Annotated in this window: 12 protein-coding genes; 5 read left to right on the plus strand and 7 right to left on the minus strand. The window is 71.8% G+C overall.

The window, feature by feature from the left end; genetic code table 11:
* The first annotated feature begins 101 nt into the window (after positions 1–101).
* Positions 102–968: a helix-turn-helix domain-containing protein gene (locus tag ACFVVX_RS35675; protein WP_387952020.1), complete on the plus strand. Its 867-nt coding sequence runs from the start codon at positions 102–104 to the stop codon at positions 966–968.
* Positions 969–1,061: 93 nt separating this feature from the next.
* On the opposite strand, the gene ACFVVX_RS35680 is transcribed toward ACFVVX_RS35675, so the two are convergent.
* Together ACFVVX_RS35680 and ACFVVX_RS35685 are read right to left on the minus strand one after the other, a co-directional pair.
* Positions 1,062–1,667, minus strand: a complete 606-nt coding sequence (locus tag ACFVVX_RS35680; protein WP_387952022.1) for a TetR/AcrR family transcriptional regulator — start codon at positions 1,665–1,667, stop codon at positions 1,062–1,064.
* Positions 1,668–1,884: 217 nt separating this feature from the next.
* A complete protein-coding gene (locus ACFVVX_RS35685) occupies positions 1,885–3,402 on the minus strand; it encodes an MFS transporter (RefSeq protein ID WP_387952024.1) in 1,518 nt (505 codons plus the stop codon).
* Positions 3,403–3,489: 87 nt separating this feature from the next.
* On the opposite strand from ACFVVX_RS35685, the gene ACFVVX_RS35690 reads away from it, so the two are divergent.
* A complete protein-coding gene (locus tag ACFVVX_RS35690; RefSeq protein ID WP_387952026.1) occupies positions 3,490–3,921 on the plus strand; it encodes a MarR family winged helix-turn-helix transcriptional regulator in 432 nt (143 codons plus the stop codon).
* A 68-nt stretch (positions 3,922–3,989) separates the two neighbouring features.
* Here ACFVVX_RS35690 and ACFVVX_RS35695 read toward each other — a convergent pair whose 3' ends face one another.
* The 5 genes from ACFVVX_RS35695 to ACFVVX_RS35715 all read right to left on the minus strand — a co-directional run bounded on the left by ACFVVX_RS35695 (position 3,990) and on the right by ACFVVX_RS35715 (position 8,609).
* Complete coding sequence (locus ACFVVX_RS35695) at positions 3,990–4,940, minus strand: M56 family metallopeptidase (protein ID WP_387952028.1); 951 nt, start codon at positions 4,938–4,940, stop codon at positions 3,990–3,992.
* A 120-nt stretch (positions 4,941–5,060) separates the two neighbouring features.
* On the minus strand, positions 5,061–5,783 hold the full coding sequence (locus tag ACFVVX_RS35700; protein ID WP_387952029.1) for a DUF5134 domain-containing protein: 723 nt from the start codon (positions 5,781–5,783) through the stop codon (positions 5,061–5,063).
* A 134-nt stretch (positions 5,784–5,917) separates the two neighbouring features.
* Positions 5,918–6,658 carry an amino acid ABC transporter ATP-binding protein gene (locus tag ACFVVX_RS35705; protein WP_387952037.1) on the minus strand — a complete coding sequence of 247 codons (741 nt, stop codon included), beginning with the start codon at positions 6,656–6,658 and terminating at the stop codon, positions 5,918–5,920.
* Between the two features lie 125 nt (positions 6,659–6,783).
* The gene (locus ACFVVX_RS35710) at positions 6,784–7,686 is read right to left on the minus strand and encodes an amino acid ABC transporter permease (protein WP_387952038.1); all 903 of its coding nucleotides are present in this window, start codon (positions 7,684–7,686) and stop codon (positions 6,784–6,786) included.
* Positions 7,687–7,697: 11 nt separating this feature from the next.
* Complete coding sequence (locus tag ACFVVX_RS35715; RefSeq protein ID WP_387952031.1) at positions 7,698–8,609, minus strand: ABC transporter substrate-binding protein; 912 nt, start codon at positions 8,607–8,609, stop codon at positions 7,698–7,700.
* Positions 8,610–9,098: 489 nt separating this feature from the next.
* On the opposite strand from ACFVVX_RS35715, the gene ACFVVX_RS35720 reads away from it, so the two are divergent.
* Genes ACFVVX_RS35720 through ACFVVX_RS35730 form a run of 3 tightly spaced genes read left to right on the plus strand, consistent with a single transcriptional unit; the run spans position 9,099 to position 12,342 of the window.
* Positions 9,099–10,499: a DUF6421 family protein gene (locus tag ACFVVX_RS35720; protein WP_387952033.1), complete on the plus strand. Its 1,401-nt coding sequence runs from the start codon at positions 9,099–9,101 to the stop codon at positions 10,497–10,499.
* Complete coding sequence (locus ACFVVX_RS35725) at positions 10,496–11,254, plus strand: SDR family NAD(P)-dependent oxidoreductase (RefSeq protein WP_387952035.1); 759 nt, start codon at positions 10,496–10,498, stop codon at positions 11,252–11,254. Before ACFVVX_RS35720 ends, ACFVVX_RS35725 begins: the two co-directional genes overlap by 4 nt.
* Positions 11,251–12,342 carry a threonine aldolase family protein gene (locus tag ACFVVX_RS35730; protein ID WP_387952040.1) on the plus strand — a complete coding sequence of 364 codons (1,092 nt, stop codon included), beginning with the start codon at positions 11,251–11,253 and terminating at the stop codon, positions 12,340–12,342. The genes ACFVVX_RS35725 and ACFVVX_RS35730 overlap by 4 nt, the downstream gene beginning before the upstream one ends.
* Positions 12,343–12,484: the final 142 nt, after the last annotated feature.

The following is a 12,484-nucleotide window of genomic DNA, read 5'->3' on the forward strand; positions in this document are numbered from 1 at the left end:
GGAGTGCAGAACTGATAGGAACATCCGTCAGTATCGGCACCGTCAGCGCTCAACTGATGGCAGACTGTGCGCTGTTTGCCCTAGGTGGAGGTTTCGACCGCATGACCACAGTTCAGCCGGGCGGCGGCTCGATGGTCCGCCGGATCCTCCTCGGCTCCCAGCTGCGCCGACTCCGCGAGGGGCGCGGCATCACCCGGGAGGATGCCGGATACGCGATCCGCGCCTCCGAGTCCAAGATCAGCCGCATGGAGCTCGGCCGCGTCAGCTTCAAGGAGCGCGACGTCGCCGACCTGCTCAGCCTGTACGGGGTGGACGACGGCGGCGAGCGGGAGGCCCTGCTCGGGCTGGTCCGCGAGGCCAACAAGTCCGGCTGGTGGCACAGTTTCAACGACGTCCTGCCGGGCTGGTTCCAGACCTACGTCGGCCTGGAGGAGTCCGCCGCGCTGATCCGCACCTACGAGGTGCAGTTCATCCCCGGACTGCTGCAGTCCGAGGAGTACGCGCGGGCGGTTTTCGGCCAGAGTCGGCCGGTCATCACCGAGGAGGAGTTGGAGAAGCGGGTCAGCCTCCGGCTGCGCCGCCAGAAACTGCTCGCCGAGGGCAACAGCCCGCGGCTCTGGGCCGTCATCGACGAGGCGGCGCTGCGCCGCCCGGTCGGCGGGCCCAAGGTGATGCGCGGTCAGGTGCAGTACCTGATCGACGTCGCCGAGCAGGCCAACGTGGTGATCCAGGTGATGCCGTTCCGCTTCGGCGCGCACGCCGGTGAGTCCGGGGCGTTCACCATCCTGCGGTTCCCCGAGCAGGACCTCGCCGACGTGGTCTACCTGGAGCAGCTCACCAGCGCGCTGTACCTCGACAAGCGCGACGACGTGGACGCCTACATCCAGGTCATGGAGCGCCTCTGCGTGGACAGCCTGACCCCCGAGCGCACGATCGACCTGCTCGCGTCGATCCTCAAGGAACGCTAGGTCCGGTCGGTCCCGCCCGGCGCACGACGCCGGGCGGGACCGACCGGGCAGGACCCGTCCCCGGACGGGCGCCGAACGGCCGCCGGCCCGGGTTCACACCCGGGTCGGCGGCCGTTCGCGCGGCGGCGGCGGCGACTGCGGCGGGCAGCCGAGCGCCCAGGCGAGGCCGTAGAGGCGGAACAGGTCGGCCCGGATCAGGGGCAGCGGCAGTTCGGCGCCCGGGAGCAGCAGGCCTATGCAGCCGCCCATCAGCGCGCTGCGCAGCACCGCGTGCTCGGCGACCGGATCGGGCGCGCCCCATTCGCGCAGCAGCCCCTGGAGGATCGCCGCCACCTGCTGCTGCTCCGGGTCCTGGGCGAAGGTCCCGGTGTCCGGGTCCAGGATCAGTGCCAGGTGCGAGCGCATCACCCGGGGGTGGTCCAGGGCGAGGCCCAGGACGGTGTCGATCCCCCGGGCCAGTCGCGCGTCCGGCGAGGCGCCCGGGGGCAGTTCGCCCAGGGCGGCGGAGAGCGCCTGGTGGATCATCCGGTGCGTGGCCGACTGCATCAGCAGCCGCTTGCCGTCGAAGTAGTAGGAGAGCAGTCCACGGGCGAGCCCGGCCCGCTCTGCGATGTCGGTCAGCGTGGTTCCCGCGTACCCGTGCTGGTCGACCAGCTCGACGGTGGCGCGCATGATGCGCCGGCGGGAGCGTTGACGCATTTCCTCATTGACCGAATCCCCGCGAGGTGCCATCGTGTCAGCTCCGTAGGTTCGTTGGCTCCCGGCCAATATACTGGCGGAGCGAGCGGTCGAACCGGTGAACCCCGTAGTAGGGGTGCCGCGGGCCGGCTCGTGCGGAGGTGCCGGCTCCACCGACACGGGGGTTTGGTGGAGCCGGCACCCGCTCGACGAGGGGGATTCGGGCCTGGAGGCCTGGTCAGCTCTTGCTCAGGACCTCACTGCGGGTCTCGGCCAGGTCCGCCGGCGGGTAGTCGTAGTCCGGCACCGACGCGGGGGCCGCGCTCTTGCGCCGCCGGTCGAGCACGGCGCCCACGGCGGCGATCACGAAGCCCACCAGTGCGACCGCGGTGACCAGGACCAGCGCGGGCCGGTAGCCGTCGAGTTGGGCCTGCGCGCTGTCGCCGCCGCCGCTTCCGGCCGTGATCATCGCGGTGCCGCCGGCCAGCACGACCGCGGTGCCCACCTGGATCGCGGTGTTGACCAGCCCGGAGGCCAGGCCCTGCTCCTTGTCGTCGACGCCGTCGGTGGCGGCGATGTTCACGGAGGGGAAGGCGAGGGCGAAGCCGACGCCCAGCAGGAGCATGGACGGCAGTACCAGGCCGACGTAGGAGCTGTGTTCGTCCAGGCGCAGGAAGAGCGCGAAGGCGCAGACCAGGGCCAGCAGGCCGATCGGCAGCAGCCGCCCGGTGCCGAAGCGGTCCACGATCGGTCCCATGAAGGGGGCCGACAGCGCGATGAAGGCGCCGGCCGGCAGCAGCCCGAGGGCCATCTCCAGGGCCGACCAGCCGAGCAGGTGCTGCAGGTAGAGCGTGACGACGAACTGGAACCCGCCGTAGGCGCCGGTCATGGTGAACGCGATCACGTTGGCCCGGGCGACCGAGCCGTTGCGGAAGATGCCGAGCCGGACCAGCGGGTGCGCGGTGCGGCTCTCGACCACCAGGAAGGCGGCGGCGAGCAGGGCGACCACGGCGAGCGAGCCGAGGGTGCGCAGGCTCAGCCAGCCCGCGCCCTGTGCCTCGGTGACGGTGAAGACGAGCAGCAGCACGGTCAGGGTGCCGGTGATGGCGCCTGCCACGTCGTAACCGCCCTTGGCGCGCTCCTCGACCGGGCGCGGCAGCAGCTTGACGGCGAAGACCAGGGCCAGCAGGGCGACCGGGACGGGCATCAGGAAGGTCCAGCGCCAGCCGACCGAGGTGAGCAGGCCGCTGAGCACCAGGCCGAGGGAGAACCCGCTGGCGCCGCAGGTGGTGTAGATCGACAGCGCCCGGTTGCGGGCCGGGCCCTCGGCGAAGGTGGTGGTGATGATCGACAGGCCGGCGGGCGCGGTGAAGGCGGCGCTGACCCCCTTGAGGAAGCGGGCGGCGATCAGCAGGGCGCCGTCGTCGACCAGGCCGCCGGCCAGTGAGGCGGCGGCGAACACGGCCAGTGCCACCAGGAAGACCCGGCGGCGGCCGAGCAGGTCGGCGGCGCGTCCGCCGAGCAGCAGCAGGCCGCCGTAGCCGAGTACGTAGCCGGAGACCACCCACTGCAGGGTGGAGGTGGAGAGGTTCAGTTCGGAGCCGATGGACGGCAGGGCGACGCCCACCATGGAGACGTCCAGGGCGTCCAGGAACATCGCGGCACAGAGCACGATGAGGGTGCCCCAGAGGCGGGGAGTCCAGGTCAGCCCGCTGGTTGACGGGTCGTCAGATGGAGTGACGGTCGCGGTGGTCATGGGGAGGACACTACATGCACATGCATTCAATGCAAGTGAATAAGATGTTAACGCATTAAGTGCTTCTGCATGTGGTACGGTGGTGGGGTGACTGAACTCGACTCCGACGCGGATGTGGACCTGGTCGCGTCCTGGCGCGCCCTGCTGGCCCGGCATGCCGCCACCGCCTGCCTGCTCGATCGCGAGCTGGGGGAGAAGCACGGCCTGGGCATGAGCGAGTTCGAGGTGCTGGAGCGCCTGGTCGAGGAACGGAACGCGGACACCGCCCACACCCTGCGGGTGCAGGAACTGGCCGACACCGTCCATCTGAGCCAGAGCGCGCTCTCCCGGCTGATCGGCCGGCTGGAGAAGGCCGGTCTGGTGACGCGCTCGATGTGCCCCAACGACCGGCGCGGCATCCAGGTCGCCCTGACCGAGGACGGCTGCCGGCGCTACGCCGAGGCCCGCCCGCTGCACCGCGAGGTGCTCGCGCTCACCCTCGGCGGCCCGCTGGAGGGTGGCTGCCGTCAGGGGTCCTGACGGTTCCGGATCTCCTGACGGTCCGTCTGTTTCCTTGCCGGGTCAGGTTCCTTGCCGGATCGGGTTCCTTACCGGATCAGGGCGGAGAGCCCCGGGGCGGCGGCCAGCAGCACGGCCGTCGCGGGTGCGCCGAGGGCGGCGACCGTCAGTCGCAGCCGGTGCACCACGGGCAGCCGGGGCTGACCGGCGAGCAGCCGGTCCACCCGCTTCGGGGACTGTGCCAGGCCGGGCGGGCAGGAGCCGAACACCCCGCGGTCCAGGTTGAGTTCGGCCAGTGCCAGGGCCGTGGTGTGCCGGCCGTGCCGGCGGGCGGCCCGGTCGTCCGCGGCGAGCTCCACCAACTCGCCCACCTGGTCGCGGAAGGCGCTGAACACCCCGACTCCGGGGAAGCCCGAGGCGAGCGCCTGGGCGCACTGCGAGAGCCAGTGGTGCCGGGCGCGGACGTGCCCGCGTTCATGGCTCAGCACGGCGGCCAGCTCCCGGTCGGTCAGCTGCTGGAGCGCGCCCGTGGTGACCACCAGCCGGGAGTTGTGGCCGGGCAGCGACCAGGCCTCCGGGCGGACGTTCTCCAACACCACCAGGCGCTCCCGGCGTTGCCGAACGCTTTCCATCGACTCCGGCAGCGCGGGGGAGCGGCTGGCCAGTTGGGCGTGCCGCCGATTGCGCAGTGCCTTCGCCGAGCGGACCTCGCGGGTCAGCGCCAGCAGCGTCTGCACCCCGCCCGCCGCCAGCACCGCCGCGCACAGCCGGCCCCAGCCCTCGGCCTCGTGCAGCTCGTACGCGGCCTCCACGCCGTGCGGCGCACCCGCGAACACCAGGGTGCGCAGCTCCGGCAGTGCCGCCGAGGCGGCCAGGACCAGGCTCAGCGCGCAGCACAGCAGGACGGCCACCACCAGGCACTGCCACGCCAGCAGTGCCAGCACGGGTTCCCGCTCCGCCCAGCGGGCCCGGGCCAGCAGCCGGGGCGCCACGGTCGAGAGCAGCAGTCCGAGCAGCAGCAGGCCGAGCAGGGCCGTCATGGCATGGGCTCCCCGAGTACGCACGGAACGCGACAACGCGCTCCCTGCCAACCTAAGCGCTGCCGACGCCCGGAGGAACGCCTTTCGGCCGCCCAGTGACCAACGCCACGCGGGGCGGGCTCACATGGTCAGGAGCATCGCGAACATGCCGATCCCCATCGACAGTCGGCAGGCCCGGGTCAGTCCGGTGGCGCCGGCGAGCAGTCCGCCCGCCGGGGTGGTCAGCAGCCTGCTTCCGGCCCAGAGCGAGTAGCCGCCGAAGTACAGCAGCAGCATGCCGGTGAGCAGCGGCGTCCCCGCCCCCACGGTGTGGTGGGCGTGGGCGTGGGCGTGGGCGGGCACGGCGGCCATGGCGAGCGCCGTGTACGTCATCGCGAGTGCCCCGATCGCGTGGTGCAGCCGGTGCGTCCGCCGGGCCGTGGTGGTCGACGCGGTCGGTGCGGCAGGTGCGGCCGGGGTGGCCGGGGTGGCCTGTGCGGTCAGGGTGGCCGGCGCGGCGGCGCCGAGCAGGAAGGCGACGGCCGGCACGCCGAACAGCCAGGCCCAGACCGCGGCCGGGACGACTCCTCCGGTGACGGCCATCGCGGCCATGCCGAGACCCATCAGCGCCTCGGCGGCGTCGGACTCGTGGGCGAGCAGCCGGTGCACCCCGCGGCCCGGCCCGGAGCGGCCGGCTCCGCCCTTGTGCAGGTCGCCGTCGTGTCGGTCGCCGATGTGAGGGTCGTGGCCGTGCCGGTCACCGTGAGCGGTACAGGGGGAGCGGCGCAACCGGGTCAGGCAGTAGGCCCCGGAGGCCGCGGTGAGAGCGGCCAGCAGCCAGCTGACCAGGACCGGTCCGTGCAACGGCGTCCTCCCCCCGAGCGGCGCGTACGGGCGTACCGTCCACGATCACCGCTCGGGGCCCCGCTGAGCAGGGCGTGCGCGGGGCGCACGGTGGCGCCCACCGGAGCGGATCCTCCGGCGGGCGCCGTGCGCGGTTACGGGTGCAGCCGCCCGGAGGCGACGATCCGGCTGAGGAACCGCTTGGTCCGCTCCTGCTGCGGGTCGCCGAACACCTGCTCCGGCGGCCCCTGTTCGAGCACCACCCCGGCGTCCAGGAAGCAGACCTGGTCGGCGACCTCGCGGGCGAAACCCATCTCATGGGTGGAGAGCACCATCGTCATGCCCTGCTCCTTGAGGTCCCGGACCACCGCCAGCACCTCGCCGACCAGCTCCGGGTCGAGCGCGGCGGTGATCTCGTCGAGCAGCAGCAGCCGGGGCCCGGTGGCCAGCGCCCGGACGATGGCCACCCGCTGCTGCTGGCCGCCGGAGAGCCGGTCCGGGTACTCGCCGGACTTCGCCGCCAGCCCGAGCCGCTCCAGCAGCTCCAGCGCCCGCGCCTCGGCCTCGGCCCGGGGCAGGCCGTGCACCCGGCGCGGGGCCAGCGTGATGTTCTCCAGCACGGTCATGTGCGGGAACAGGTTGTACGACTGGAACACGACCCCGATCCGGCGGCGTACGGCGTCCTCGTCCGTCCGCGGGTCGGTGATCTCCTCGCCGTCGAGGAAGATCGCGCCGTCGTCGATCTCCTCCAGCAGGTTGGCGCACCGCATCAGCGTGGACTTGCCGGAGCCGGACGCCCCGATCAGCGCCGTCACCGAGTGCTCGGGCACGGTCAGGTCCACGTCGCGCAGCACCAGCTGGCCGCCGAAGGCCTTGCGGACCGACTCCAGTCGCAGGACCGGTCCGGCCGCCGCCCCCGGTCCGGCCGCCGCCTCCGCGCCGGCCGTCCCGGCGCGGTCGCGGGCCGGCGAACTGCCGCTGGCCGCACTGCTGGCGTCCGTCGGGACACCCTGGCTGGTCGTCACACCGCACCTCCCTGGTGCTGACGGCGGTTCATCCGGGCGGTCATCCAGTCGGTGAGGCGGGTGAGCGGGATGGTCAGCGCGATGAACACCAGCGCCGCCACCACGTAAGGGGTGTAGTTGAACGCCCGGGAGGCGATGATCTTCGCCGCGTACACCGCGTCGATCGCCCCGCCGATGGACACCAGACCGGTGTCCTTCTGCAGGCTGACCAGGTTGTTCAGCAGCGGAGGCACCACCCGGCGCACCGCCTGCGGCAGCACCACGTACCGCATCGCCTGCGCGTTGCTCAGCCCCAGTGACCGGGCGGCCGCCCGCTGGCTCGGGTGCACCGAGTCGATGCCGGCCCGGAACACCTCGGACACGTACGCGGAGTACGTCAGCACCAGGGCGGCGCCGCCGAGCAGCAGCGGATCGGTGGTGACCCCCGCCAGCCGTAGCGCCGGCACCCCGGTGATCATGATCAGCAGGCAGATGATCAGCGGCAGGCCTAGGAAGAAGTCCACGTACGCCGTGGCCAGCAGCCGCACCGGCAGGAACACCGGGCCGCGCAGCGTCCGCAGCACCGCCAGCAGCAGGCCGAGGACCAGGATCAGCGCCCCGCAGCCGAGCATCAGCTCCAGGTTGATCCGCAGGCCCTTCAGCACCTCGGGCAGCGCCCGGCGGGCGTACTCGGCACTGAAGAAGGTCTCCCGGGTGCGCTCCCACCCGGGCGAGCTGACGACCAGCAGGTACAGCGCCACCGCCGTCACCAGGGTCGAGGCCCCGGCGATCAGCGCCGAGCGGCGGGCCCGCCGCCGCCGGTACGCCTGGTGCGCCAGCCGGCGCTCGGACGGGCGGTAGCCGTCGTCCGGCCCGGCCGGCGCCTCCTTGCGCAGAGCGCTCGCGGACTCGGTGCCCATCGCGGCGTCGCTCACTTCAGCACGGGCGCGGAGACGGCGTCGGAGAGCCACTGCTTCTCCAGCCCCGCCAGCGTCCCGTCCGCCCGCAGGGCGTCCACGGCCTGCGACACGCAGCCGGTCAGCTTGGAGCCCTTGTCCAGCACCAGGCCGAACTGCTCGCCCTGCGGGCCGCCCTGGGACGCTCCCTGCGACGTGCCGTGCGACGCGCCCTCGAACTGCCCGACCACCTGGGCGTCCGTCACCTCGGCACCGGTGATGTAGAAGGCCGTCGGCAGATCCACCACCAGCGCCTCGATCTGGCCGTTCTTCAGCGCGGCCTTCGCCAGGTCGTTGGAGTCGAAGACGGCGGGCTGGGTGCTCGGCTTGATGGTGTCGGTGACCACGTCCAGGCTGGTGGTGCCGACCTGCGCGCCCAGCTTGGCGCCCTTCAGGTCGGCGATGCTCCTGGCCCCCGCCGCCTTGGAGTCCTTCAGCGCGATCACCGCCTGGCGCACGTCGTAGTAGCCGGAGGAGAAGTCCACCGCCTGCTTGCGCTCGGCGCTGATCGATACCTGGTTGATGTCGAAGTCGAAGTCCTTGGCGCCGGGCGTGGTCGCCTTGCCGAACGGCGCCACCACCCAGGTCACCTTCTCCTTGGGGTAGCCCAGCTTCGCGGCGACCGCGTACGCCACCGCCGACTCGAAGCCCTTGCCGTTCTCCGGCTTGTCCTCGGAGAACCACGGGTCGTACGCGGGCTTGTCGGTGCCGACCGTCAGCGTGCCCGCGGTGCGGGTGGCCAGTGCGCCCGGCGCGCAGCCGCCCGTACCGCCCGAGGCGGCGGTGTCGGACTTCGCGTCCTGCGGGGCGCACGCGGTCAGCGCGGCGGCGGCGACCAGCAGTGCGGCCAGCGGCAGCGCGGAGAACGGCTTGCGGAGGGAGGTCATGGCAGGGCTCCAGGGAGACGGACCGGGCGGGGAGGGAAAGGGGAGGGCGCGGTGCGGGGCGGTGTGAGGCCGGGCACTGTGGGTGGACCGCACCTCGGCGGGTCACTTCCCCCCGGTGGCGGCGCCGGAACACAAGCGGCATGGTCGGCGTACGGGGCCGCATCCGCGGTGCCCCCGAGCCGGATCAGCAGCAGCGGCAGCAGAGGCCGCGCGCACAACCGCAGGCGTGACAACACGAGGGCACCCGGTGCAGGTCGATGTGGCGCCGGGCCACCAGGATCACCGCCGGGAGCATGGCGGGAGGTTCGCATCCCCACGGTGTGTCTGTCCAGGACATCCAGATACCTGTCCACATGTCGGACATCCGGTGCCGGCCCCCGTTGCAGGGGCGGCGCCGGGACGATTGCCGGTGGAGCCCCCCTTGAACAGCAGAACCTTTCGTACTTATGGTGTTCTCGTTGAAATAACTCCTGTCGAAGTGAGTCCACGATGCAGAATCTTTCGCCAAGGCTCGCTGCGGCGGCCGACGCCCCGGTCTCGAACCACGCCGGCCACCCGGCCTGGCTGCGCCTGAAGGACGCCGTCGAGGCCCTGCGCCCGCTGCAGTCCAAGGACGGCTCGATCGACCTGGCCGCCGTCCAGCGGCACACGGTCGACCCGCTGGTAGCGACCGTCCGCGGCGCCGTGGAGGAGCTCGCCCCGCTCTTCCCGCACGATGCCGCCTACCTCGCCGCCGTCGACTCCGACCTGGCCAAGTGGGCCGACACCGGCTACCGGGAGCCCGACTTCCTGGACTCGCTGCTCGCCTTCCAGCCCGCCGAGCAGCGCGAGGACGGCCTGGAGCACCTCGTCGTCTTCCCGATGTACACGCAGAACGGCAACCCGGACCGCAACCTCGAGGCGGTCCTGCTGCGCGTGGTGTGGCCCGACTGGCTGGCCGAGCTGGAGCGGACCCGCTTCGACAACCCGATGTTCGTGCCGATCACCTTCACCGACTTCACGGCCGGCTACGACACCAACTCCGCCGTCCTCTTCCCCGAGACCGTGGCCGTGCGCAAGGCGCCGGAACGTTTCACCTGGGGCGGCATCTTCTGCGACCGCGAGGCCGCCCGCTTCCGCGCCGTCTCCACCAGCGCCGTCCAGCTGCTCGGCCTGGAGATCCCGGCCGACGCCGAGGGCCTGCTGCAGGACCAGGAGCGCGCCCAGCAGACCTTCGTCCTGTGGGACCTCGTCCACGACCGCACCCACAGCCACGGCGACCTGCCGTTCGACCCCTTCATGATCAAGCAGCGCAGCCCGTTCTGGATGTACGGCCTGGAGGAGCTTCGCTGCGACCTCACCGCCTTCAAGGAGGCCGTGAAGCTGCAGGCCGAGGGCTACGACCAGGGCCGCGACGTCCAGTACGCGATCCTCTTCGACCGGATGTTCCGCTTCCCGGTCAGCGGCGACCGCGTCCGCAACTACGACGGCATGGGTGGCCAGCTGCTCTTCGCCTACCTGCACAAGCACGAAGCGCTGCGCTGGCGTGACAACCGCCTCAGCATCGACTGGGACCGCGTCGCCGAGGTCACCAACGCGCTCTGCGGCGAGATCGAGACCCTGTACCGCGACGGCATCGACCGCCCCAAGACCGCCCACTGGATCGCGGCCTACCAGCTGGTCTCCCGCTACCTCACCCCGCACCCCGCCTCCACCTGGGCGAAGGGCACCGACGCGCTGCCGCTCGACATCTCCGAGGGCAAGGCGCTGAACAAGGCCCTGTGCGACGCCGTCCACCCGGACGAGTTCCCGCTGAGCATGTTCTACGAGGCCCTTTCCAAGAAGCTCAGCGGCGTCATCGCCGCCACCACCGGCATCACCGGCGCCGGCATCCAGGGAGTCGCCGCATGAGCACCGCATCCGCCAAGCCCCTCACCGGCAAGGTGATCGCCGTCGCCGGAGCCAGCGGCCCGGCCGGCCAGGCCGTACTGCGCCGCCTCGCGGCCGACGGCGCCACCGTGATCGGCGCCGACATCGACGCGCAGCGGCTGGAGAAGGCGCTCGACGCCGTCCGCGGCGCCGTCCCCGGCGCGCGGGTCAGCGGGCAGGTCATCGACCTCCTCGACCCGCAGGAGGTCCACGACTGGGCCGACCACCTGGAGGCCGAGCACGGCCACGTCGACGGCCTGTTCCACCTGGTCGGCGGCTGGCGCGGCAGCAAGAAGTTCTTCGACACCCGGATCGACGACTGGGACTTCCTGCACGACACCGTGGTGCGGACGCTCCAGCACACCTCGCTGGCCTTCCAGCCGGCCCTGGTCCGCAGCGAGTCCGGCCGGTACGCGATGATCTCCGCCTCCTCGGCCCACAAGCCGACCTCCGGCGGCGCCGCCTACGCGGCCGCCAAGGCGGCCACCGAGGCCTGGACCCTCGCCATGGCCGACTCCTTCAAGAAGGAGACGACCTCGGCCGATGGCGAGCCCACCGCCGCGGCTGCGATCCTGGTGATCAAGGCGCTGGTCAGTCCCGAGATGCGGGCCGAGAAGCCGGAGGCGAAGTTCGCCGGTTTCACGGACACCGCCGACCTCGCCGACAACCTCGCGGGCCTCTGGGACCGCCCCGCAGCAGAACTGAACGGACAGCACCTGTGGCTGACAGCCCGATGACCGACTCCACCTCCACGACGGAGTCCCGCACGGACGCGGTACGGCGGCACGACCCCTCCGTCCGCGGTTTCGCCAGCGACAACTACGCCGGCGTGCACCCGGAGATCCTCGCCGCGATAGCCCTCGCCAACGGCGGCCACCAGGTCGCGTACGGCGAGGACGACTACACGGCGCACCTGCAGGACGTGTTCCGCAAGCACTTCGGCGACAAGGCCGAGGCGTACCCCGTCTTCAACGGCACCGGCGCCAACGTCACCGCCCTGCAGGCCCTGCTCCCGCGCTGGGGCGCGGTGATCGCGGCCGACAGCGCCCACATCAACGTGGACGAGGGCGGCGCCCCGGAGAAGATGGGCGGCATCAAGCTGCTCACCGTCCCCACCCCGGACGGCAAGCTCACCCCCGAGCTCATCGACCAGCAGGCCTGGGGCTGGGGCGACGAGCACCGGGCGCAGCCGCTGGCGGTCTCGATCACCCAGAGCACCGAGCTCGGCACCCTCTACACCGCGGACGAGATCCGGGACATCGCCGACCACGCCCACCAGCACGGCATGCTGCTCCACGTGGACGGCTCGCGCCTGGGCAACGCCGCGGCCTCGCTCGGTCTGCCGCTGCGGGCGTTCACCACGGACGTCGGCGTCGACGTGCTCTCCTTCGGCGGTACGAAGAACGGCCTGCTGTTCGGCGAGTGCGTGGTCGTGCTCAACCCCGAGCAGGTCCGGAACATCAAGTACCTGCGCAAGACCTCGATGCAGCTCGCGTCGAAGATGCGTTTCGTCTCCGTGCAGTTCGAGGCGCTGCTGACCGGCGACCTGTGGCTGCGCAACGCGGGGCACGCCAATGCCATGGCCCGCCGGCTGGAGACCGCCGTCCGGGAGATCGACGGCGTGACGATCGTCCGCCCGGTCCAGGCGAACGCGGTCTTCGCGATCCTCCCGCGCGAGGTGAGCGAGCGGCTGCAGAAGCGCTACCGCTTCTACTTCTGGAACGAGCACACCGGAGAGGTGCGCTGGATGTGCGCCTTCGACACCACGGAGGCCGACATCGACGCCTTCGCGGCGGCCATCGCCGAGGAGATGGGCCGCGCCTGACGGTGTTCGAGCAGCTGATCGTCCCGTCCTGCGCAGGCAGGGCGGGACGATTTGCTTGTGACGGTCCCGTCCCCGTACAGTTCCGGAGTCGCACCGAGAGGGGCGGCGGAAAGCAAGTCCGATGAATGAAACTCCGGAAAAC

Source organism: Kitasatospora sp. NPDC058170, from assembly GCF_042883905.1.
Lineage (GTDB): Bacteria > Actinomycetota > Actinomycetes > Streptomycetales > Streptomycetaceae > Kitasatospora.

What these genes read in the sequence shown, in the direction of transcription:
- ACFVVX_RS35675 (WP_387952020.1), top strand. Translation starts at nt 102, where the DNA reads ATGACCACAGTTCAGCCGGGCGGCGGCTCGATGGTCCGCCGGATCCTC.
- ACFVVX_RS35680 (WP_387952022.1), bottom strand. Translation starts at nt 1,667, where the DNA reads ATGCGTCAACGCTCCCGCCGGCGCATCATGCGCGCCACCGTCGAGCTG.
- ACFVVX_RS35685 (WP_387952024.1), bottom strand. Translation starts at nt 3,402, where the DNA reads ATGACCACCGCGACCGTCACTCCATCTGACGACCCGTCAACCAGCGGG.
- ACFVVX_RS35695 (WP_387952028.1), bottom strand. Translation starts at nt 4,940, where the DNA reads ATGACGGCCCTGCTCGGCCTGCTGCTGCTCGGACTGCTGCTCTCGACC.
- ACFVVX_RS35710 (WP_387952038.1), bottom strand. Translation starts at nt 7,686, where the DNA reads ATGGGCACCGAGTCCGCGAGCGCTCTGCGCAAGGAGGCGCCGGCCGGG.
- ACFVVX_RS35715 (WP_387952031.1), bottom strand. Translation starts at nt 8,609, where the DNA reads ATGACCTCCCTCCGCAAGCCGTTCTCCGCGCTGCCGCTGGCCGCACTG.
- ACFVVX_RS35720 (WP_387952033.1), top strand. Translation starts at nt 9,099, where the DNA reads ATGCAGAATCTTTCGCCAAGGCTCGCTGCGGCGGCCGACGCCCCGGTC.
- ACFVVX_RS35725 (WP_387952035.1), top strand. Translation starts at nt 10,496, where the DNA reads ATGAGCACCGCATCCGCCAAGCCCCTCACCGGCAAGGTGATCGCCGTC.
- ACFVVX_RS35730 (WP_387952040.1), top strand. Translation starts at nt 11,251, where the DNA reads ATGACCGACTCCACCTCCACGACGGAGTCCCGCACGGACGCGGTACGG.